Origin of the sequence: Telluribacter roseus (genome assembly GCF_017355915.2) — a bacterium.
Lineage (GTDB): Bacteria > Bacteroidota > Bacteroidia > Cytophagales > Spirosomataceae > Telluribacter.
In genome coordinates this window covers 62,469-81,995 of sequence record NZ_JAFEUV020000009.1, presented here as the reverse complement: position 1 = coordinate 81,995, position 19,527 = coordinate 62,469, and the positions used below count along the sequence as shown (strand labels likewise).

Sequence of the window (19,527 nt, the reverse complement as noted above, 5' to 3'; positions counted from 1 at the left end):
ACCGAATTGGAATAAAACATACCTATTGCAGTGCTTTCAATTCTTTTTCGACATAGTGTTGTAATTGGTCTGTGCTGGGTAGCTTGATGAGGTACTGCTTGACGAACAGGTTCTCGTCCATTCCGGCTGTTGCGTATTTGACCAGTGCATGATCTTTCTCGGCAACCAGTAGTATTCCCACGGGCGGGTTGTCTGATGCTTCACTGATTTCCTCCCGGAAGTAGTTGAGGTAGGTGTTCAATTGACCTATATCACCATGTTCAAAGGCACCGATTTTTAGCTCAAGCAGCACATGGCATTTGAGAATGCGGTGGTAGAAAAGTAGGTCTATAAAGTAGTAGGTACTGCCGATGAGAATACGCTTCTGACGCGCTTCAAAGCAAAACCCATTGCCTAGTTCAATAATAAATTCCTGTAAATGATCGAGCAGAGCACTTTCCAGATCTGACTCCTCCACCAGATCCCTCGTCTTGAGATCAAGGAATTCAAAGGCGTAGATATTTTTGATAATGTCCGTTGGTACCTGAGGAGAGGTGTTTTTGTTAACCATCTCTGCCAGTTTCTCCGGCTTGGCTGATAAACCACTCCGCTCGTAGTAAAGACTGCTTATCTGGCGTCTCAACTCACGTACACTCCACGTGCCTCTGATACATTCAACTTCGTAGAAGGTACGTTTGAGGGGATTATCAATTTTTATGAGTTCGATTAAATGGGAAAAGGAAAGTTTTGAGACTATTTTTTCAGGTGGTACTTGAAGTAATTTAGATTCTTGGGACAGTGTCCCAAGAATCTGTTCTGGAATAATGTTACTAAATTCTTGGGGCACCGACCCAATAATTTGAGGATAGCAATGGTAAAACTGTCGACAGCGAGAGAGTTCAGGGGCTGTTAAACCTTTTATAGCAATGCTTTTTGCAAGCTTACTTACCAACTCAGCGCCATAGGATGCCCGATCTTCCCCATATTGCTCAAACTCTACTATATAATAGCCAATTAGCCAGTTACGGATGGTTAGTGCCTGATTGACCGCATTGGCTGCTTTAGCCTGCAGATGGCTATGTACCTGCTCAATCGTTGCAACGAGTTGTTTAAAATCCTGCATGCTGGCTATAGATATGACCTATATAAGGTAGGTGAATTTTGAGAGTAAGTAAAGTACGAAAAACTATCTGGTTTGAAGAATACTTCCTTGATCAATTAAATCACCTGCTTCCCTCACTTCACCTCCGTAAAGTTGAGCTTGGGTAGTTTCATGGCGTTTTCGATGAGCTTGATTTCGATGTCCAGAATACCGGCTTCGGCCCGCGTGTCTACTTTTCCGGGATCGTCGGTAGGCATATGGTAATCATCGTGGCCGCCGGTATGGAAGAAGAGCACCGGGATCTGTTTCGCGTAGAAAGAGCCGTGGTCGGAGCCGCCGCTGCCGGCCCGGTCGGTAAAGAACTTCACCTCTCCCTGCACCCCTTTGAATACCTCCGGCCACTCGGCACTGGTACCGAAGCCACCGACACCTACACCGCGCTCGGGATTGTAGCGGCCGATCATGTCCATGTTGAGCATGAAGTTGATCTGGTTGAGGGGGAGCGTGGGGTTATTGACAAAATGCCGCGAGCCCACCAGTCCCAGCTCCTCGGCCCCGAAGGCGATGAACAGGAAGTTGTACGGCTCTTTCACTCCGTTGCGGGAGAAGTACCGGGCCAGTTCCAGCAGGCCAGCCACGCCCGAGGCATTGTCGTCGGCTCCGTTGTGGATCTGTCCCTGGGGCTTCGGGTCTTTGGAACTGCCTTGGTTGCCCATTCCCAAATGGTCAAAGTGCGCGCCGATTACTATCGTATAGGGGGCGTCGTTGTTGAGGAAACCAATGACATTATTGGCCGGGCGAATGCTATCAGGTACTACCACCCGTCGCACCTTGGCGGTGAAAGGCTGGCGGTAACCATCGGTACCCAGGGGTGCGAGCTTCAGCTTCTTGAATTGCTTGATGACGTAGCGGGCGGCCTTGTCGTTTTCGCGGCTGCCGGTGCCGCGGCCTTTCATGCGGTCGGAGGCGAGGTAGTTGACATGTTTGGCAATGTTGTCGGCGGTAGGCCTAACGGGCTGACCTACGAGGAGTAACGGGGCAAAAAGGAGTACTAAAAAGAGTCGCATAAAATGAAAAATGGATCTGAAACCTTAAAAGTAAGGGCTTCGGGAGAAGTAACCAACGAAAATTAGGATGTATGGTTGCGGGGCGCACCGGGTTTCTGCCTATCTTGACCAGGTAAACCAAACGGAACATTAACCTGAATGAATCAACTCATACGTATAGGGGCCATGGGTGTACTCCTGGCCGGAACCATTTCAATCCAAAGCATAGCACAAGGTACTGCTGCCAGGGAAGCCCCCGTGGAGGCAGATAAGCGGTACACGCAGGAGATACAGGCCCTGGCAAAGCAGCCCCGGGTACAGAAGGCGTTCGGGCTGTTTAAGGAGCTGGACCCGTGGACGATGCAGAACCTGATCACCCTGACCGAAATACCCGCGCCGCCCTTCAAGGAAGAAGTACGCGGACGGAAGTACGCCGAGATGCTGCGCACCGCTGGGGCCGACTCGGTATGGACCGACGAAGTAGGTAACGTGATAGCGAAGCGCCGGGGCAAAACCGGCAAAAAGACCGTAGTACTGGAGGCGCACCTGGATACGGTGTTTCCGGAAGAGACGGATGTAAAGGTAAGGCAGCGTGGTGATACCCTACGGGCTCCCGGCATCGGCGACGACACGCAGGGGCTGGCCATGGTACTAACGGTACTGGAGGTGATGGAACGGACCGGCATCGAGACCGACGCGGATGTGCTCTTTATCGGTACCGTGGGGGAAGAGGGCCTGGGCGACTTGCGGGGCGTCAAGAAACTGTTCGACACGCCGGGGCTGAAGATAGATTCCTACATCGCCATCGACGGCCTGGGTGCCAGCAGCATTACCCACCGCGGCCTGGGCTCGCACCGCTACGAGATTACCTTCAAGGGGCCGGGTGGTCACTCCTCGGGGGCATTCGGGATGGTGAATCCGCACGGGGCACTGGGACGGGCTATCTACTACTTTACGCAGGAGGCCGACAGATTTACCCGCCAGGGCGTACGCACCACCTACAACGTGGGGATGGTGGGTGGAGGTACCTCGGTCAATGCTATACCGTTTGAGTCGTGGATGCAGGTGGATATGCGCTCGGAGAGCCCTGAGCAACTGGCGGGCATCGACAAGCTCCTGCAGGACGCGGTACAGCGGGCCGTCCGCGAAGAAAACCAGATGAAGCGCCTGGGTGCTGACCTGACGGTAGAGGTAAAGATGGTAGGTGACCGTCCTTCCGGTAGCCTGGATCAGAACCACCCGCTGGTACAACGGGCCATCGCGGCTACGCGCCAGGTGGAGCAGGAGCCGGCGCTACGGGTGGGCTCTACCAATGCCAATATTCCCTTTGCCAAAGGCGTACCCGGTATTACCATCGGGGCGGGAGGCAAAGGCGGCGGCGCACACGCGCTGGATGAGTGGTTTATCAATGACCGGGCCTACCTGGCTATGCAGCGGACGCTGCTGATTCTGCTGGCTGAGGCAGGGCTTCGGTAAAGCGAAATGCAGATATAAACTTCTAGGAGCGCAGGGGCTGTGAGGACTCTGCGCTCTTTGCTATTGGCCTGTTACTTGTTCCGGGTTAGTTCTTCTTTTCGTCTAGTCATGATAGGCAGTTGCAGCGTCCGCCGGGGCAGGCTTTTCCAGTTCCCGAATGATCGCTTTCAGCATGGCCGGTACAATCTGCTTGTGTAGCGGGCGAACCGGTACAAAGTACAGCCTTCCCCAGGCATTATGGAAGGTTACGGTAGTTGAAATAGTCAGTGTCTTCACACCGGTGCCGCCGGGAGTCTGGTCCAGGAACAGGGATATCCGAAAGTCCAGGTGCTTATCATCTTCACCCAGAATAACCTCCTGCTCGGTCTTATCAAATACTTTGAAAAGCCCCAAGCGTTCGCCTTTCTGGCAGGTGAAGCGGTTGAGCAGTTCCTGCCGGTTGGTGGAGCTTCCTGATGTTTTAAGGCCAAAGAGAGCGACTATCCGGTTACGTAGGGCAAACAGCGCGCCCACCCACTGAGGGCTACTGGTAAAAAAGGCTTTCCCTACGCGGGTGGAGTCAAGGGAGTTGTCGCTGTCCGTGATACCCCCCTGAAAGCTATCAATGTAGTCATAGGATGGCTGAAGATCATGTAACAATGAGCCCGCCGGGAGAGTTGTTTTAATGATTTTCATTAGTGAAGGGCCTGGTGGTGGTTGTTTAACCAAATATACGAAGTAGCAGTATGTTCCCGACCGAGGGGTGGAGGTTTCGGGTATGCAATTCTGCCCCGATAGCCATTCATCCAGAACCGGTTGGTAAAGTAAGCTGGCAGTCCTATCTTCAAAACGGGAATTGACTACCACCGGACTCGTCCGATTTTAAACCCACAACCCATGGATGATTTACTGGCGGCCCGGCTACAGATGGCAACATCGCTCGGCTTTCATATAGTGTTTGCCTGTATAGGTATGACCATGCCTATCCTGATGGCGTTTAGTGAATGGAGGTGGCTCCGAACCAACGAACAGGTATATGTAGACCTCGCCAAGGCCTGGTCGCGGGGAGTGGCTCTCTTTTTTGCCGTTGGGGCGGTGTCAGGTACGGTACTTTCGTTTGAGCTGGGCCTGCTCTTTCCGGGCTTTATGCGGCACGCCGGGCCGATTATTGGGATGCCTTTTTCGTGGGAAGGTACTGCCTTCTTCGTAGAGGCCATCGCGCTAGGCGTATTCCTCTACGGCTGGAATCGCCTGAACCGCTGGGTTCACTGGATGTCGGGCGTGGTAGTAGGTATTTCGGGGGTGCTGTCGGGTATATTTGTGGTATCGGCGAACTCCTGGATGAACAGTCCGCGCGGGTTTACTTGGCAGAACGGTCAGGCTACCAACATTGATCCGGTAGCGGCTATGTTCAACGAAGCCTGGTTTTCGCAGGCCCTGCACATGACCTTGGCGGCCTTTGTGGCTACCGCCTTTGCCGTAGCCGGGGTACATGCCTTCCTGCTTATCAAGAATCCCAAAAACGTTTTTCACCGCAAAGCAGTCAAGATAGCGCTCTCCTTCGGTGCCATTACGGCTTTTCTGCAACCCCTGAGTGGCGACTATGCGGCCAAGGATGTGGCCGACCGGCAACCGGCCAAACTGGCCGCGCTCGAAGGTCTCTATAAAACCAGCAAACCAGCCGACCTGATCATTGGCGGCATTCCCAACGACAAGGAAGAGCGGGTAGACTATGCTATCCATATTCCGGGGGCACTTAGTTTTCTGGCGCACGGGGATTTTGATGCCGAAGTGATCGGTCTGGATCAATTTGCCAAAGAAGATCGCCCGCCCGTGCTGATCACCCACGTCGCTTTTCAGATCATGGTAGGCATAGGCATGCTGCTGGCCCTGGCCGGGTTGCTGTTCCTATTGTTTAGCTGGCGCTGGCAACACCTGCTGTCTAACAAGTGGTGGCTTCTCTTTATTGTGTTTTTGACGCCGCTGGGCTTTATTGCCGTGGAGGCTGGCTGGACCGTCACCGAAGTGGGTCGTCAGCCCTGGATTATCTATGGAGTCATGCGCACCAAAGATGCCGTGTCGGCCATGCCGGGGCTACAGTACTCTTTCTATCTCATCACGTCGGTGTATCTGCTGCTGACCGGACTGCTGATATGGATGATGCGCCGACAGATCGAAACCGTGGAAGAGTTTTATCCTTCGGCCCGAACCTCCAAACCCTAAGCTATGCTGCAGATTATCATTCTTATCCTTGGCGTATCATTTGTATTGTATACCATCCTGGGCGGGGCCGACTTCGGAGCTGGCATCGTCGAGACCTTTGCGGGGCGCAAAGGAGAGAAGATCATCTCCAAAGCTCTGGCGCCTGTGTGGGAGGCCAACCACGTGTGGCTGATCCTGGCTATTGTGATCCTGTTCACGGCCTTTCCGGTGGTGTATTCGACCATTAGCGTAGTGCTGCACATTCCGCTGATGGTCGTGCTGATCGGGATCGTGCTGCGGGGGTCGTTTTTCACCTTCCGCCACTACGACATTGGGCGGGACGCCAGCCATAAGTACTACACGGCTGTTTTCAAAGTATCCAGTTTTATTACTCCCGTTTTTCTGGGCGTGACGCTCGGAGCCATGATCCTAGGAAGAATTGACCTGTCGGATACCAGTGAGAGCTTTTACGAACAGTATATCTACCCCTGGTTCAACTTGTTCTGCTTTGCCATGGGGCTATTTTCGGCCCTGCTGTTTGGGTACATAGCGTCTATATTCCTCATTGGCGAAACCCAGACACCAATTGAGCGGCTCCGGTACATCCGGCTCTCTAAATTCTTCATGCTATTGACCTTCGTAATGAGTGTGCTGGTATTTCTGGCTGCGGAATGGTACGAACTACACCTGTTTAGTAACTTCTTTAACTCCACCGTAAGCATCGGTGCTTTTACGGTTGCGTTACTACTGGTACCGGCTATTTTTTATTTGTTCAACCACCCCAGTATCCTGTTCCTGCGCCTGGCCATCGGTCTGCAGGTGGCGATGGTGATCGTGGGCTGGTTTGCGATACAGTATCCCGTGCTGGTGGTAGAAAAGAGTGGCAACCACCTGACCTTTTACAACACCCAGGCTCCACCCGCTACCCAGTACCAGTTGCTGATCGCCCTGTTTGTGGGCCTGCTGTTTGTGATACCAGCTTTCTACTTCCTGTTCCGGGTGTTCAAGCCCAGTGATGATCAGAAGCCGGCCAATCCCTGAAGGGAGAAGATAGGCAGTCCCCTGGTATATACCCATTCCAGTACCTCTCCATCCTCCTCGTCATGGACGGTACGTACCTGTTCGAATCCGTTCCGTCTCAGTACCCCCGCCGAGGCGTAATTGTCAGGTAGTGTCCGGGCGGTGATACGGACGGAGGGATCGGTATGTACCGCCAGTTGTACCAGTTGCCGGCATATTTCGGTACCGTAGCCCTGTCCCTGATAGGCTGGAAAAACCCCGTAGTCTATCTCCACGGTACCGTCTTTCGGACGACCTTTATAGCCTCCCGCTCCCACCAGCTTATCTTCCACCTGCGCGTAGTACCCTATCCAGGGCGGAGCATAGCCGACCCGCTCAAAGTAATCAATCGTTATCCGGAGGGTAGGCTGGCAATCAGGATGGTCTCTGAATTCCGGATTTTCGTCCAGCGTCCTCCTGATGGGGAGTAGCAGTATGGGTAGTACTTTATCAGAGGTGCTGTTCATGATGGGAACTGGTTGTGGAGTAGTACCTGAAATATAGGTTAAATAGGGCTCATTGTCAATACAGGCAGCATTTGCTTTCTTTTATCCAGGTACGGAAGCTGTTACATTCCAACTATATTTGAATAGTTTTATGGAGTAGGACTTTCGGAGAAACGGTTAACCAGGACAGCAGCAATATGCAAGCAGAAAGGCAAGACTACACCAGTGAGCGTATACTGGGACCTCCTGAATTTAGTGAGGTCTTTACGCATTTTTATGTAGCCCAAAACCTGACATCGCAGCCCGTACATAAGACCCTGCTCCCTTCTTTTCAGACCATATTGCTGTTTAGCTTTGGAGCCCAACTATCTTTTACTTCTCCCTCAGGTACAACGGTAGAGGTGGAGAAGTGCCTGCTGCTCTGGCCGGTCAAGCAAGCCATTGCGTATACCTTACCACCGGGAGCCGATCTGCTGGCTGCCAACTTTAAAGCCGATGCATTTTATCGGTTCTTCGGACAGGCCATGGTGTCGGATGCGCTACCGATGCATCCTGATGAACTACTCCATGAAAACTGCTTTACCAACCTCTGGCACCTGCTGAAAGACATACAAACATCGGCCGGTCGTGTCGGGTACTTGCTGGATTTTTGCCGACCCTATCTAAAGTACCGTGACCAGACACTGGCGTCCCTGGCGGAGTTCTCGTCGGATAGTAGGTTGAATCCCATTAGAGTGGTAGCCCAGCAGACTGACCAGCACGAACGCACCATTCAACTCAAACATAAAAAGTACCTGGGATACAGTGCCAAGGAGATAAACCGGTACCAGCGTTTTCTGAGAGTGGTGGAGCTACTGGAAGCGAAGGTAGCCGGAACTGAAAAGGTGGACTGGCAGGATATAGTGAGTCAGGGAGGCTACTACGACCAGAGCCAGCTTATCCACGACTTCAGGCATTACCTGGGGCTGTCTCCCACGCACTTTCTGCGCTTTCAGCAGGATATCTGCATAGCCCGACCTGACTAGCCCCGTTTCGTTTTCTTACAATTTTGCCCGGTTAGGGGCCGCTACTTTTGCTCTGTCATCAAACATAAAGCAAAAGCTATGAAACATCTTATCATTTATGCACACCCCAACGAGCAGAGTCTGAACAGCTACTTTAAGCAGCAGCTCGTACTGGCCCTGCGGCAGGAGGACCACGAAGTACAGGTACGCGACCTATACCAACTGGGCTTTGATCCGGTACTATCCATGCAGGACGTACTCGGGCAGATGCAGGGAGCCGTGGAGGATACAATCAGACAGGAGCAGGACTATATCCGGTGGGCCGATACACTTACATTTATCTACCCCATCTGGTGGACCGGCATGCCTGCCATTATGAAGGGCTACATTGACCGGGTGATGAGCTACGGCTTTGCCTACCGATACGATCAGGGCGTACAGAAGGGGCTGCTGACCGGAAAGTCTGCTGTTATCATCAATACCCACGGGAAGTCCAATCAGGAGTATGCCGCAGTCGGCATGGATAAAGCCCTTTCATTGACCTCGGACCGGGGCATTTATACTTACTGTGGATTAGAAGTGAAGAAGCATTTCTTCTTTGGTAAAGCTGACCGCGCTACCCCCGAAACGGTGGCGGACTGGAAAAGCGCCATCCTGGAGGTATACAGCCAATTCTACGCGGTAGTGTAAGGGGAGAGGCGGGGTACTTTCGTGACTTCCGCCTTTTTTGGTATCTTTCAAAACCGACCGAAGGGTCGTAAAAGTACCTGTGTCTAACTAACAACCCAATGCACTCATGAATAACAACAAGTACGGTCTCCACGGAAAATTAAAGGCATTTGCCGGTAAAGGCGATAATCTGGCTTCTATTTTACTGGAAGCTGCTAACCTAGTATCGACGGCCAAAGGTTGCCACCTGTACATCGTCAGCCGCGATCCGCAGGATGCCGATGCGGTATGGGTCACGGAAGTATGGGACACCAAAGAAGACCACGACAACTCGCTCAAAGTGGAAGGCGTACGGGAGCTGATCGGACGGGCCATGCCCATACTGGATGGAATGCCCGAGAAAGGCCAGGAACTGGAAGTACTGGGTGGCGCGGGCATAGCGAGCTAATATTTTTATACCCTTTCGGTTATACTTATCCGATATTTTCTATATTTATACCTTATAGGGTATAATATAGCTCTTGATATAATAAATGATACCGAACGGGTATAAAGTATGACAAGCTTACTTGCTCAATTTGTAAAACATAAACGGAAAACCCTGCGACTTACGCAGGTTGACCTGGCTGAGAAATCGGGGGTAGGCCTCCGTTTTGTACGAGAGCTGGAACAGGGAAAAACAACACTGCGGCTCGACAAGGTAAATCAGGTATTAGATCTATTTGGCTGTGAGGTAGGACCTGTCCGAAAGGAGGAACGCTATGAATAGAGCTGGCGAGGTATACTACCAGGAGGTATTGGCAGGACTCCTGACAGAGGATGAGGATGGATATACATTTAAGTACGATGAACTCTATTTGACAAGTAACAATCCGCCTGTGAGTCTGACTCTACCGCTACGTATGGAGCCCTACCAAAGCAAGACCCTCTTTCCTTTTTTTGATGGACTCATTCCTGAAGGTTGGTTGCTGAATATTGCCGTACAAAACTGGAAGCTGAACCCCCGCGACCGAATGGGACTGCTACTTACAGTATGTCAGGACTGTCTGGGGGCAGTAAGTATAAGAAAAGCCGAAATGCCTGAGTTATGAGTCTACGCTGCCTCTACTGCCACCAGCCACTCAGCGATCATGAACAGGATTTTCATGTTGCGTGTAGTAAGAAGTTCTTTGGTACACCCATACCCCCTGTTTTGGCAATCAAATGGGAGGAGCTTCAGAACATGGCTCGTGAGCTGGTACTGAAGAGTACTGCTGTTACGGGCGTACAACCTAAGTTGTCACTTAACCTGGAAAGGTTAGATGCGCAAAGTAGCCGCTTGACGCTGGTTGGGCTATGGGGAGACTTTATTCTAAAACCGCCGACAGAGCAATTCGAAGCGTTACCGGAGAATGAAGATGTAACGATGAAAATGGCTGCGGAATTCGGAATCAAAACGGCGGAGCATACCTTGATCCGACTCAAATCGGGAGAGTTGGCTTACCTAACAAAGCGCTTTGATCGCAGCGGAAGCAAAAGGATACATATGGAAGATTTGTGCCAGTTGACTGAAACGCTGACTGAACATAAATACAGAGGGTCCATGGAAAAAGTAGGCAGAACTGTTCGTACGTATGCTACCAACAAAGGTTTGGAGGCTTTAACCTTATTCGAGACTACTTTATTCTGTTTTGTGACGGGCAATGCGGATATGCACCTGAAGAACTTTACCCTTATCCGACCCGAAGGTGGTGATATAGCTTTATCACCGGCCTACGACCTACTTTCAACTAAACTGGCTTTACCGGAAGACAAAGAAGAATGTGCTTTGACGATCAATGGTAAGAAGAACCGGCTTACCCGCGTTGACTTTGATAAGCTGGCACTTAATCTGGGAATTTCTGCTAAATCTACCGAGCGTGTTTACAGAAGATTAGTGCAAAAGATAGATGCATTCACTGACATGATTGATGGAAGCTTTTTACCTATTGAACAGCAGCTTACTTATAAAAAGCTATTGAAAGAAAGAATCGAAAGAGTAAGCGGATAGCATAAAAGAGGGCAGGAACTGGAAGTACTGGGTGGAGCGGGGATAGTGTAGGTGAAAGTGGCTGAATAGGTTATTAGAGTGGTGTTCAACGGTTACTTGAGGTGACCGTTGAATAAAATTAAGATTTATTAAGAAACGGGGATGGTGTAGGTTACCCTTTTCTTCGTTGTCTTTGCAGTAGAATTTACTGTCCACTCAATAACCGTTCACTCACTTTACCATGAAAAATCCACTCTATTTCCTGGGACTGCTGTCCCTGCTCTCCTTCTCTGCCCTGGCCCAAACCGAACAAGGTACCTGGCTGGTGGGTGTCGCCGGTAATGGTGCTAGCCGACGAGTACAGCAGACACAAAATACTAACATCCTGTTCACGCCCCACGTAGCCTACTTCGTAAGCCGCAACGTAGCCCTGGGCGGACAACTGTCGGTAGACTATACCCGCCGAACTTTTGACACCCATCTTATCAGCTCGTCTACGGCTACCGGTGCCAACGCGCTGGCCCGCTTCTACATTGGTGACTGGAAAGTACGCCCCTACGTCAATGTACTGGCTGGCTATGCCTGGCACAGAGCACAGGGTTCGGATGTTATTACCGGGCAGCCTACCCGGTTTAGAGGTGATGAAAAATGGAATGCTTCCGTGGGGGCAGGGGTAGCTTACTTTGTGGCTCCCAAAGTAGCTCTGGAGGCGGATGTTAACTACCGTTACTTTCTGAGAGGGGATTTTGACAGCCGAAAAAATGCGGCTACTACATTTAGACTGGGGCTTTCGCTGTATCTGAAGTAAAGGCCTAAGAGGTTAGAGTATCAATCTGATTCGGGCCGTTGAGTAAATGGGAGTGCTTTCAGGGAGGCCTGATCAGGAGAATGTATTAGTTTGCGACCACCGAGTACTACACTTGCCCTGCATCCACCACCTTACACACCCTACTCCCTGTGAAGAATGCCTCTCTTTTGTTCCTGTTCTTGCTGGCCTTCCCCGGCTATGCCCAAAAGACAATAAGCGGTTATGTACTTGATGCGGCTACCGAAGAAGCCATAGCCGGAGCCGTTGTCTATAATCCGGGACAGAAGGCCGGAGTTGTGACCAACCGCTCCGGCTTCTTTAGTATTCAGGTGCCTAGGGTACCTGCTACCATTATCTGCTCCTATCTGGGCTATGCTACCGATACTTTACGAATTACATCGGCAAGGGATACCTCTGTGGTAGTCCGGCTGGCGCAGGTAGCCAAAGAACTCAAGGAGGTGGCTGTACGGGGGCAGATACCGCTGGCCGAACGGGAGCTGGGACTGGTGAGCCTGCCCATTCAGCAGCTCAAAGTGGTACCTACCTTACTGGGTGAGGCCGATGTACTCAAAGCCATTGCTCTCACACCCGGCATCAGCTCCACCGTCGAAGGTACCGCCGGGGTGACCGTACGCGGGGGTACTCCCGACCAGAACCTGATCCTGCTCGATGACGCGGTAGTGTACAACGTATCGCACCTGTTTGGCTTTGTTTCACTGTTCCATCCCGATGCCTTACAGAAAGTAGATGTCTATAAAGGGGGCTTTCCGGCCCGCTACGGCGGCAGACTCTCCTCCGTCATTGACCTGACCATGCGCGAAGGCAACTACCGGGAGCGCCAGAGCCAGCTCAGCGTGGGGCTCATCGGTTCGCAGTTCCTGTGGGAGGGACCGCTCTCCCGGAAAAATACCGATTCCGAGCAGCCTAGCCGCACTTCCTTCATGGTGGCGGCGCGCAGTTCGTACCTGAGTCTGATCCTGCTGCCCGTGTACGCGGCCTACAAGTGGGGCAGTCTGCGGAACTACTCCAACTACTGGTTCTACGACCTGAACGGCAAGATCAACCACCGCTTCCGCAACGGCGGGCAGCTCTCGTGGAGCATCTACAATGGCTACGACTTCTGGAACTCGCAAGAAAAGGCGTCGGCCGTCAGCCAGCGCAGCCGCCTGGGGTTAGACTGGGGCAATACTACTTCCACACTCCTGTACAAAAAAGCGCTGGGAGCAAAGTGGTTCAGCACCAGTTCGCTTACCTATACCCGTTACCACTACCAGGTCTCCTTCGACTCCTACGCCGAAGGAGGCCGCCAACCGAGTACCTACTACCGCAATAACTCAGGCCTGCAGGACTGGAGCCTGCGGACCCGCTGGGAGTACTACGCTTCGCCCGGGCTGACCGTCAGGACCGGCGTGGAAGCCATCGGACACCTGTACCGCACCGCCCGTATCAAAACCAACTACCTGGCGCAGGAAACGCCTGTGGCAGGCACTCCTGTAACAGGTACACCCCTGACACCCGAAACGGCGCTGTATCTGGAAGCCGAGGTACGGCCCCGCTCGTGGCTGAAAGTAAACGCAGGTGCTCGCTGGGCGACCTTTTTCCCCGCCCGCGCTACCTATACCTTTCTCGAACCCCGCGCCAGCCTTTTGCTGATCCTGCCGGAGGACTACGCCTTCAAGCTGGGCTACACCCGGATGAACCAGTTTACGCATCTGCTGACTAGCAACGGCCTGGCCGGAGCCGTGAATGATGTATGGGTGCCTTCGACGGCTACGCTACCTCCGCAGAACGCCCACCAGTGGAGCGGAGGTGTGACCAAAGATATCTCGGCCCTGAACCTGGAACTGACCGTAGAAGGGTACTACAAGCGCCTGCACAACCTGATCGACTACCAGACGGGACAGTCGCTGATGAACGTAACGGATGGGAACTGGGAGCGGGTCGTGACCCGAAACGGCATTGGCGAAGTGTATGGCTATGAGCTCTTTGCGCACCGTCGGGCGGGCAAGTGGAGCGGCTGGCTGGGCTATACCCTGAGCTGGAACCGGAGGCGGTTTGAGTCCATCAACCGGGGCAACTGGTATCCCGGCCCCTACGACCGTCGGCACTACATCAACCTGGTGGTCAACCACGAAGCTACCAGGGGAGGAGGTTTTTCGGCCTCCTGGCAGTACCATTCGGGGCAGCCTATTACCATGCCTGCGGCCGTAATTCCCAATCTGGAATATCCAAATAGTGTTCCCAACGAAGTTATCGGGGACCGCAACAATGCCCGCATGCCTGCTTTCCACCGGCTGGATGTTAGCTACCGCTTAGCCCACCCCACGCGCCGGGCCCGGGAAAAGACCGTGACGCTGGGGGTGATCAACCTCTATGCCCAAAAGAACCCTTTTATTCTTACCTATACTCAAGGTTTAATCCAGGAACCACATTCAGGAGATCCAAGGGTACCACAGCCCATAGTGGGTATAAATAACCGGGTTCTACAGATTTCACCCATTCGGTTTTTACCTTTTGTCAGCTTGTCATGGAAGTACTAAGAGTATCGTTGCGGCTAACGACTTGTTTTCTGGCTAGCCTCTGCCTCATGCTGATGGGAGGGTGTACCAAAGAAATCAGTTTGGATATACCCTACGAGGGGGATAAGCTGGTCTTGTTCGGCGTACTGACACCTTCCGAAGTAGTCAGTGTAAGAATAGGGCAGAGCGTGCCGCCGGTAGGCGAGCATCGCTTTGTGGAAGTTAGGGAGGCGGTGGTTGTCCTGTGGGAGAATGAAATGGTAGTAGACACTCTTGCCTACGCAGGTACTCAGACCTACCAATCGAAGAAAGAGTACCGGCCACGGATAGGGAAGAGCTACCGTATTACAGCCAGTCTGGATGCACTCCCCCTACTCAGTACAGAGCCGGTACTCATTGAAGCGGCTCCCACTTTCACAGGGGCTGGACTGGTAGCTTCGGAGAATGAAAACCAACGGATACTTACTGCGGAAATTGAGAATGTTCTTTCGGGAGAGCAGTACTACGAACTAAAGGTTGAAGGAGTTTCGGGTGGACAAGCCGTCTGGGTGTCGCCCGAAAACCTCAACCGGCCCATGGGCAGTTCGGTGCCTTGTGAGTTTATGCGAAGCGAAGACCAGTACCTGTACGAAGGACACTGCCTGGGCAACAGAACCATTACCCAGCGGCTACTAGTACCCAATCAGGGGTATAATTCGGCTACTCTCAAGCAGGTACCGGTAGATCAGTTTCGCCTTCGGCTGCGCCAGGTGAGCGAGAGCTACTACCGCTACTATACGACGGGTACTGATTTCGGAGATGTGGAGCGGGTATTCCAGGAGCCACAAAACCGCTACTCCAACGTCACGGGCGGCTACGGTATCCTGATGAGCTATACTGAAACCAGCAGGATTATATCGTATAATTAGTAGTATTAATAAAGAAGCCTCTGGGAACAACAGCCTAAATAACAGTAGTCTGGCCCTCGCTGTACCTCCGCTAGTTTTATTTATAGGTTAATATTCAAGAACATGAGATATATACTGGTAGTACTGTTCAGTTTCTTTGCCGCCATGGTCTCCTATGGTCAAAGCCTCAAAGAGAAAGAGTTTATAAGGTACTTCTTTAAGTCATCTTTGTATACGGACAGGCTGTATGATCATCATGTTATGATGATACATGAAGCCCTACAACCTGATACATTACGGTCTCTGGAAAGACACCTTTATGAAGCTGATAGCGTGTTGGTCTTAACCAGTAAAGAAAAAGCATTTGTCAACAGCGAAGTCGCTAAGCTTACAACCATTCGCTGGAATGAAAATCTTTTAGAAAAGGGTACTCTTGTAGTTAAGGATTCTCTTTCCGGGCAAGAAACACAGTCCAGTTCAACCAGAAGGCTACATCGTTTCTCAAAACCCATTTTCATAAGAAATGATAGTGTCTGTATCTTCTACTATGACTACTTTAACTTAGGCTGTGTCATGAGGTGTGGGACGGGAACATTGCAGGTGTACAAGAAGAAAAATAATAATTGGTTACTGTGGCTTACCCTCATGGAATGGGTAAGCTAATTACAATAGTAAGTACGGAGTTTAGTACCTTAGCTATGTCGTAGAGAAGCTGACATGATACTGGCACAACCCTTTCCCGCTTATAAACCTTCGGTAAACAGTTTACGATTTCCGTTGATTTCCGGATGTATCGTGTTCTTTATTATTCTGCTATTAAGGCCCTTCGAGCTTAACCGGGTAGCTACTCCCTATTTCCCCCTGCATGCGGCGCTGTACGGACTAGGTACTTTCGTGACTGCGGCTCTTAACTCGCTTCTTCTCCCGTCTATACTGCCATCATGGTTTGCCGAAAAGCACTGGACCGTAGGCAAAGAGCTGTTGATGATGCTGTGGCAGATCGTTGCTATCAGTTTTGTTAATCTGCTTATTACGCATGGGTTGTACGGCGATCCTATCTCTCTCCTGACGGCCATTGACTTTCTGGGCTATACCCTGGCTATTGGTATATTTCCGGTTATCATTGTAGTACTGCTGAAGTACGTGATTCTGCTTTCCAAAAACCAGGCTGCTGCCGGGAAGATGGAGCAGGAGTTGGGGGAGAAGCAGGAGGAAGCGGAGCCGGCATCAAAGGTGATAACGCTGATAGGCGACTACCAAAACGAAGTACTTGAGGTACCCCTCGATAGCATCCGGTATATCACATCGGCTGATAACTACGTACAGGTCTACTACGTAGAAAATGGAAAGCTGACCTCGCGCTTTCTAAGAAGTACTCTCAAGAAAGCCGAGCAGGCCCTGAGCGGGTTCCCGCAGTTTTTCAGATGCCACCGGGCGTACCTGGTCAACCTTACCAAAGTGCGGCACGTAACCGGAAATGCGCAGGGACTGAAGCTGCATCTGCAGGATGCTGAGGAGGTAATACCCGTTTCCAGGTCGCTGCATGAGCAGCTTACTTCTCAGCTGCAGCAGCAAAAGAGGGTTGCCAACTAGCCCTACGGCTTGCAAATCAGCCTTTTTGGCCCCCATTCGTCCCTAAGTCCTGCAGTCTGTCCCTCTGATTTGCAAAGGGCAGTGGGTCCATCGCACTTTTGTTGCAGAGAAAATCACGCAGCAAACCTGTACCGCTATGGCTACTTTCGTAACTACCATGACTCTACTGATCGTCCACATTATATCGGGCTTCCTGGCTTTGATCACCGGCTTTCTGTCCATGCTCAACCGCAAAGGAGGCAAGCGGCACCGACTGACCGGCAAGCTGTTCTTCGCCGGTATGACGGGCGTATTCATTACTTCGACGGCCATTTCGCTGGTTAAGGATAATCCGTTCCTGCTGATGGTAGGTTTCTTCAGCTACTACCTGGCCTGCTCGGGGTACCGGGCCCTGTACCTCAAGAAGCTCTACCTGAAGCAAAAGCCCCGGTGGATCGACTGGCTCATCAGCGGCACGGGTGTCGTGTTCGGGATAGGGCTGATGGTATTCAGCATTGACTGGTTCATCACCCGTGGTGCGTGGGGTACGGTACCTCTTACCTTCGGAGGGTTCTGTCTGCTGAACGCTATCGTCGACATCCGCCGCTTTTTTGTAGCTCCCAAAGACAAACTGCACTGGCTGGTGACGCATGGATCCCGCATGGGCGGCTCCTTCGCGGCTACGGTTACGGCCTTCATCGTAGTCAATTTTAGTATCGGCAGCTTTACCTGGGTACTTTGGGTACTGCCGGGCGTCCTGATCGGGATCTGGATAGGCCGGGTCATCAGGCCTTACAAAGCCAAAGCCGCAAGTAAAGTAGAGCCGACAATGGTAGCCTCTGAATAAGTACGAACCAGAGTAGCTAAACAGGGAAGATACACCCGACGCCTAATTGTGTACTGCTGCTAGCAGAACTCTGGAATATGCATTGGTACTGACTTTTACTGGTAGTGCAAATCTTTATAAAAATAAGGCAATGGCTTCGCAGGCCATTGCCTTATTATGTACTAAGCGTTCCTGATTTTACAAAAACTAATACGCAGATTTGTGTAAAGGCATGGTGTGATAAGTCATTGGTTAACAGCAGGTTGTGTTAAGGGTGTAGACGTAGTTTATTGGTAGGATAATCTTAATACAGATAGATTGATAGAAAAAGACTGAACAAGCAGTAGTTTAGTCGCGCAAAATACACGTAACGCACCTACTGAATTAGTACCAGGTGGGCATCAACAGACAAACCAAGTTGTCTAATTCAATTTAACTAAAAAGGTAATACATCTTCTATAACCTCTAACTATGAACAATTTACAGTACGAGTTCGGAATGGTCGGTCTTGGGGTAATGGGCAGAAACCTGATGCTCAACATTGCTGATCATGATTTTTCGGTAATTGGTCTGGATCTGGACCCTCTCAAGGCGGCGGCCGTACAGGCCGAGGCCGGAGAAGGAAAACCGGCCCGTGGCACGACTTCCATTGAAGAGTTTGTGCAGTCGATCCGAAAACCCCGCGCTATCATGATGCTGGTACCCGCCGGTAACCCGGTAGATGCCGTGATCGCCAGCCTGCTGCCCCTGCTGGAGCCGGGCGATATCGTGATAGATGGTGGTAACTCGTACTTCCCCGATACCGAGCGCCGGGTAATAGGTCTGGAAGAAAAAGGCATCCATTTCTTTGGGATGGGTGTATCAGGAGGTGAAAAAGGAGCCCGTTTCGGTCCGAGTATGATGCCCGGCGGAAACCGCGAAGCCTACGAACGGCTGCGTCCGGTCTTTGAGGCCATTGCCGCCAAGGTAGATGGCGAGCCCTGCGTGGCATACTTGGGAAGTGGCTCGGCGGGTAACTACGTCAAGATGGTACACAACGGGATCGAGTACGGTATCATGCAGCTCATCGCCGAAGCATACGACCTGCTCCGACGCGGCGTAGGGCTCAGTGATGACGAACTGCAGGCGGTATTCGAGCAGTGGAATCAGTCGGAGTTGCAATCGTTCCTGATCGAAATTACCGCTGAAATCCTCAAGAAAGTAGACGATGAGACTGGTCAACGACTGGTGAGTGTGATCTCTGACCGGGCCCGCTCCAAAGGCACCGGCAAGTGGACGTCACAAAACGCCATGGACCTGCAGGTACCGGTACCTACCATTGATACGGCCGTGCTCATGCGCGATATATCCAAGTACAAGGAAGAGCGCGTAGAGGCCTCTAAGCTACTCCCCAATACGGCCCTTGAGGTAGCGTTTGACGGAGATCGTAAGGCACTGGTAGATCAGATGCGTAATGCCTTCTACTTTGCCATGATCTCCACCTACGCGCAGGGACTGGCTCAGCTAACTGTGGCCTCTGCTACCTACAACTACGGGCTGCGCCTGAATGAGGTAGCCAAGATCTGGCGCGGGGGCTGTATCATCCGGGCGGTATGTCTGAACGATATCCGGGCGGCCTATGAGCAGAACCCTGAGTTGCCCAACCTGCTGCTGGACCCCAAGGTAGGCGGTGACCTGCTGGATCGTCAGCTGGATATGCGGGCCATCCTGAAGCTATCCATTGATAAAGGTATTGCCATGCCGGCCTTTATGTCGTCGCTGGCGTACTTCGACGCCTATCGTACCGAGACACTCCCTACCAACCTGATTCAGGCGCAGCGCGACTACTTCGGCGCGCACACCTACGAACGGGTAGACAAGGAAGGTATATTCCATACGGAGTGGTAATAAAAACTATACGTGTGAAGCCGCTCCCACCCCGTGGGAGCTGACTTTCTCTCCTTTT

The 19,527-nt window shown here is 51.8% G+C and carries 20 protein-coding genes; 16 read left to right on the top strand and 4 right to left on the bottom strand.

From position 1 onward, the window contains the following. Nucleotides 1-22: 22 nt before the first annotated feature. Both JTN23_RS16870 and JTN23_RS16865 read right to left on the bottom strand, forming a co-directional pair. Nucleotides 23-1,102, bottom strand: coding sequence for a PDDEXK nuclease domain-containing protein (locus tag JTN23_RS16870; RefSeq protein WP_247236191.1), 1,080 nt, complete (start codon nucleotides 1,100-1,102; stop codon nucleotides 23-25). 113 nt (nucleotides 1,103-1,215) lie between these two features. Next, a complete protein-coding gene (locus tag JTN23_RS16865; protein ID WP_247236188.1) occupies nucleotides 1,216-2,148 on the bottom strand; it encodes a M20/M25/M40 family metallo-hydrolase in 933 nt (310 codons plus the stop codon). Between the two features lie 138 nt (nucleotides 2,149-2,286). Here JTN23_RS16865 and JTN23_RS16860 point away from each other — a divergent pair, with 138 nt between their 5' ends. Further along, nucleotides 2,287-3,603 (top strand): M20/M25/M40 family metallo-hydrolase, encoded by a 1,317-nt coding sequence (locus JTN23_RS16860; RefSeq protein ID WP_247236187.1) that lies wholly within the window; start codon nucleotides 2,287-2,289, stop codon nucleotides 3,601-3,603. Nucleotides 3,604-3,705: 102 nt separating this feature from the next. Here JTN23_RS16860 and JTN23_RS16855 read toward each other — a convergent pair whose 3' ends face one another. Further along, complete coding sequence (locus tag JTN23_RS16855; RefSeq protein WP_247236185.1) at nucleotides 3,706-4,278, bottom strand: DUF2867 domain-containing protein; 573 nt, start codon at nucleotides 4,276-4,278, stop codon at nucleotides 3,706-3,708. Nucleotides 4,279-4,479: 201 nt separating this feature from the next. Between JTN23_RS16855 and JTN23_RS16850 the strand changes: the two genes are divergently transcribed. Together JTN23_RS16850 and JTN23_RS16845 are read left to right on the top strand one after the other, a co-directional pair. Beyond that, nucleotides 4,480-5,805: a cytochrome ubiquinol oxidase subunit I gene (locus tag JTN23_RS16850; protein ID WP_247236184.1), complete on the top strand. Its 1,326-nt coding sequence runs from the start codon at nucleotides 4,480-4,482 to the stop codon at nucleotides 5,803-5,805. 3 nt (nucleotides 5,806-5,808) lie between these two features. Then, nucleotides 5,809-6,825 (top strand): cytochrome d ubiquinol oxidase subunit II, encoded by a 1,017-nt coding sequence (locus tag JTN23_RS16845; RefSeq protein WP_247236182.1) that lies wholly within the window; start codon nucleotides 5,809-5,811, stop codon nucleotides 6,823-6,825. Here JTN23_RS16845 and JTN23_RS16840 read toward each other — a convergent pair. Continuing rightward, the gene (locus JTN23_RS16840) at nucleotides 6,804-7,310 is read right to left on the bottom strand and encodes a GNAT family N-acetyltransferase (protein WP_247236181.1); all 507 of its coding nucleotides are present in this window, start codon (nucleotides 7,308-7,310) and stop codon (nucleotides 6,804-6,806) included. The two genes, JTN23_RS16845 and JTN23_RS16840, sit on opposite strands and share 22 nt — an antisense overlap. 176 nt (nucleotides 7,311-7,486) lie before the next feature. Here JTN23_RS16840 and JTN23_RS16835 point away from each other — a divergent pair, with 176 nt between their 5' ends. The 13 genes from JTN23_RS16835 (at nucleotide 7,487) to gnd (ending at nucleotide 19,469) form a co-directional block, all read left to right on the top strand. Continuing rightward, nucleotides 7,487-8,314, top strand: coding sequence for a helix-turn-helix domain-containing protein (locus tag JTN23_RS16835; protein ID WP_247236180.1), 828 nt, complete (start codon nucleotides 7,487-7,489; stop codon nucleotides 8,312-8,314). A 78-nt stretch (nucleotides 8,315-8,392) separates the two neighbouring features. Continuing rightward, the gene (locus JTN23_RS16830) at nucleotides 8,393-8,983 is read left to right on the top strand and encodes an NAD(P)H-dependent oxidoreductase (protein ID WP_247236179.1); all 591 of its coding nucleotides are present in this window, start codon (nucleotides 8,393-8,395) and stop codon (nucleotides 8,981-8,983) included. A gap of 106 nt (nucleotides 8,984-9,089) precedes the next feature. Next, entirely contained in the window at nucleotides 9,090-9,410 is a 321-nt protein-coding gene (locus JTN23_RS16825) for a putative quinol monooxygenase (RefSeq protein WP_247236178.1), read from the top strand. Nucleotides 9,411-9,518: 108 nt separating this feature from the next. Then, complete coding sequence (locus tag JTN23_RS16820; RefSeq protein WP_247236177.1) at nucleotides 9,519-9,731, top strand: helix-turn-helix transcriptional regulator; 213 nt, start codon at nucleotides 9,519-9,521, stop codon at nucleotides 9,729-9,731. Then, entirely contained in the window at nucleotides 9,724-10,053 is a 330-nt protein-coding gene (locus tag JTN23_RS16815; protein ID WP_247236176.1) for a HipA N-terminal domain-containing protein, read from the top strand. The genes JTN23_RS16820 and JTN23_RS16815 overlap by 8 nt, the downstream gene beginning before the upstream one ends. A gap of 101 nt (nucleotides 10,054-10,154) precedes the next feature. After that, nucleotides 10,155-10,991, top strand: a complete 837-nt coding sequence (locus JTN23_RS16810) for a HipA domain-containing protein (protein ID WP_247236175.1) — start codon at nucleotides 10,155-10,157, stop codon at nucleotides 10,989-10,991. Nucleotides 10,992-11,211: 220 nt separating this feature from the next. Then, complete coding sequence (locus JTN23_RS16805; RefSeq protein ID WP_247236174.1) at nucleotides 11,212-11,778, top strand: outer membrane protein; 567 nt, start codon at nucleotides 11,212-11,214, stop codon at nucleotides 11,776-11,778. A gap of 149 nt (nucleotides 11,779-11,927) precedes the next feature. After that, complete coding sequence (locus tag JTN23_RS16800; RefSeq protein ID WP_247236172.1) at nucleotides 11,928-14,318, top strand: TonB-dependent receptor; 2,391 nt, start codon at nucleotides 11,928-11,930, stop codon at nucleotides 14,316-14,318. Continuing rightward, complete coding sequence (locus JTN23_RS16795; protein ID WP_247236171.1) at nucleotides 14,306-15,205, top strand: DUF4249 domain-containing protein; 900 nt, start codon at nucleotides 14,306-14,308, stop codon at nucleotides 15,203-15,205. Before JTN23_RS16800 ends, JTN23_RS16795 begins: the two co-directional genes overlap by 13 nt. Nucleotides 15,206-15,307: 102 nt before the next feature. After that, complete coding sequence (locus JTN23_RS16790) at nucleotides 15,308-15,847, top strand: hypothetical protein (RefSeq protein WP_247236170.1); 540 nt, start codon at nucleotides 15,308-15,310, stop codon at nucleotides 15,845-15,847. 132 nt (nucleotides 15,848-15,979) lie between these two features. After that, entirely contained in the window at nucleotides 15,980-16,777 is a 798-nt protein-coding gene (locus JTN23_RS25935) for a LytR/AlgR family response regulator transcription factor (protein WP_247236169.1), read from the top strand. Nucleotides 16,778-16,913: 136 nt separating this feature from the next. After that, the gene (locus JTN23_RS16780; RefSeq protein ID WP_247236168.1) at nucleotides 16,914-17,603 is read left to right on the top strand and encodes a DUF2306 domain-containing protein; all 690 of its coding nucleotides are present in this window, start codon (nucleotides 16,914-16,916) and stop codon (nucleotides 17,601-17,603) included. Nucleotides 17,604-18,053: 450 nt separating this feature from the next. Further along, complete coding sequence (gene gnd, locus JTN23_RS16775) at nucleotides 18,054-19,469, top strand: NADP-dependent phosphogluconate dehydrogenase (protein ID WP_247236166.1); 1,416 nt, start codon at nucleotides 18,054-18,056, stop codon at nucleotides 19,467-19,469. Nucleotides 19,470-19,527: the final 58 nt, after the last annotated feature.

Bases quoted from the DNA above. Each gene is read 5' to 3' on its own strand.
- JTN23_RS16780 (WP_247236168.1), top strand. From the start codon at position 16,914: ATGGCTACTTTCGTAACTACCATGACTCTACTGATCGTCCACATTATA.
- JTN23_RS16830 (WP_247236179.1), top strand. From the start codon at position 8,393: ATGAAACATCTTATCATTTATGCACACCCCAACGAGCAGAGTCTGAAC.
- JTN23_RS16820 (WP_247236177.1), top strand. From the start codon at position 9,519: ATGACAAGCTTACTTGCTCAATTTGTAAAACATAAACGGAAAACCCTG.
- JTN23_RS16815 (WP_247236176.1), top strand. From the start codon at position 9,724: ATGAATAGAGCTGGCGAGGTATACTACCAGGAGGTATTGGCAGGACTC.
- JTN23_RS16855 (WP_247236185.1), bottom strand. From the start codon at position 4,278: ATGAAAATCATTAAAACAACTCTCCCGGCGGGCTCATTGTTACATGAT.
- gnd (WP_247236166.1), top strand. From the start codon at position 18,054: ATGAACAATTTACAGTACGAGTTCGGAATGGTCGGTCTTGGGGTAATG.
- JTN23_RS16795 (WP_247236171.1), top strand. From the start codon at position 14,306: ATGGAAGTACTAAGAGTATCGTTGCGGCTAACGACTTGTTTTCTGGCT.
- JTN23_RS16865 (WP_247236188.1), bottom strand. From the start codon at position 2,148: ATGCGACTCTTTTTAGTACTCCTTTTTGCCCCGTTACTCCTCGTAGGT.
- JTN23_RS16825 (WP_247236178.1), top strand. From the start codon at position 9,090: ATGAATAACAACAAGTACGGTCTCCACGGAAAATTAAAGGCATTTGCC.
- JTN23_RS16805 (WP_247236174.1), top strand. From the start codon at position 11,212: ATGAAAAATCCACTCTATTTCCTGGGACTGCTGTCCCTGCTCTCCTTC.
- JTN23_RS16860 (WP_247236187.1), top strand. From the start codon at position 2,287: ATGAATCAACTCATACGTATAGGGGCCATGGGTGTACTCCTGGCCGGA.
- JTN23_RS16840 (WP_247236181.1), bottom strand. From the start codon at position 7,310: ATGAACAGCACCTCTGATAAAGTACTACCCATACTGCTACTCCCCATC.
- JTN23_RS16845 (WP_247236182.1), top strand. From the start codon at position 5,809: ATGCTGCAGATTATCATTCTTATCCTTGGCGTATCATTTGTATTGTAT.
- JTN23_RS16835 (WP_247236180.1), top strand. From the start codon at position 7,487: ATGCAAGCAGAAAGGCAAGACTACACCAGTGAGCGTATACTGGGACCT.
- JTN23_RS16870 (WP_247236191.1), bottom strand. From the start codon at position 1,102: ATGCAGGATTTTAAACAACTCGTTGCAACGATTGAGCAGGTACATAGC.
- JTN23_RS16850 (WP_247236184.1), top strand. From the start codon at position 4,480: ATGGATGATTTACTGGCGGCCCGGCTACAGATGGCAACATCGCTCGGC.
- JTN23_RS16790 (WP_247236170.1), top strand. From the start codon at position 15,308: ATGAGATATATACTGGTAGTACTGTTCAGTTTCTTTGCCGCCATGGTC.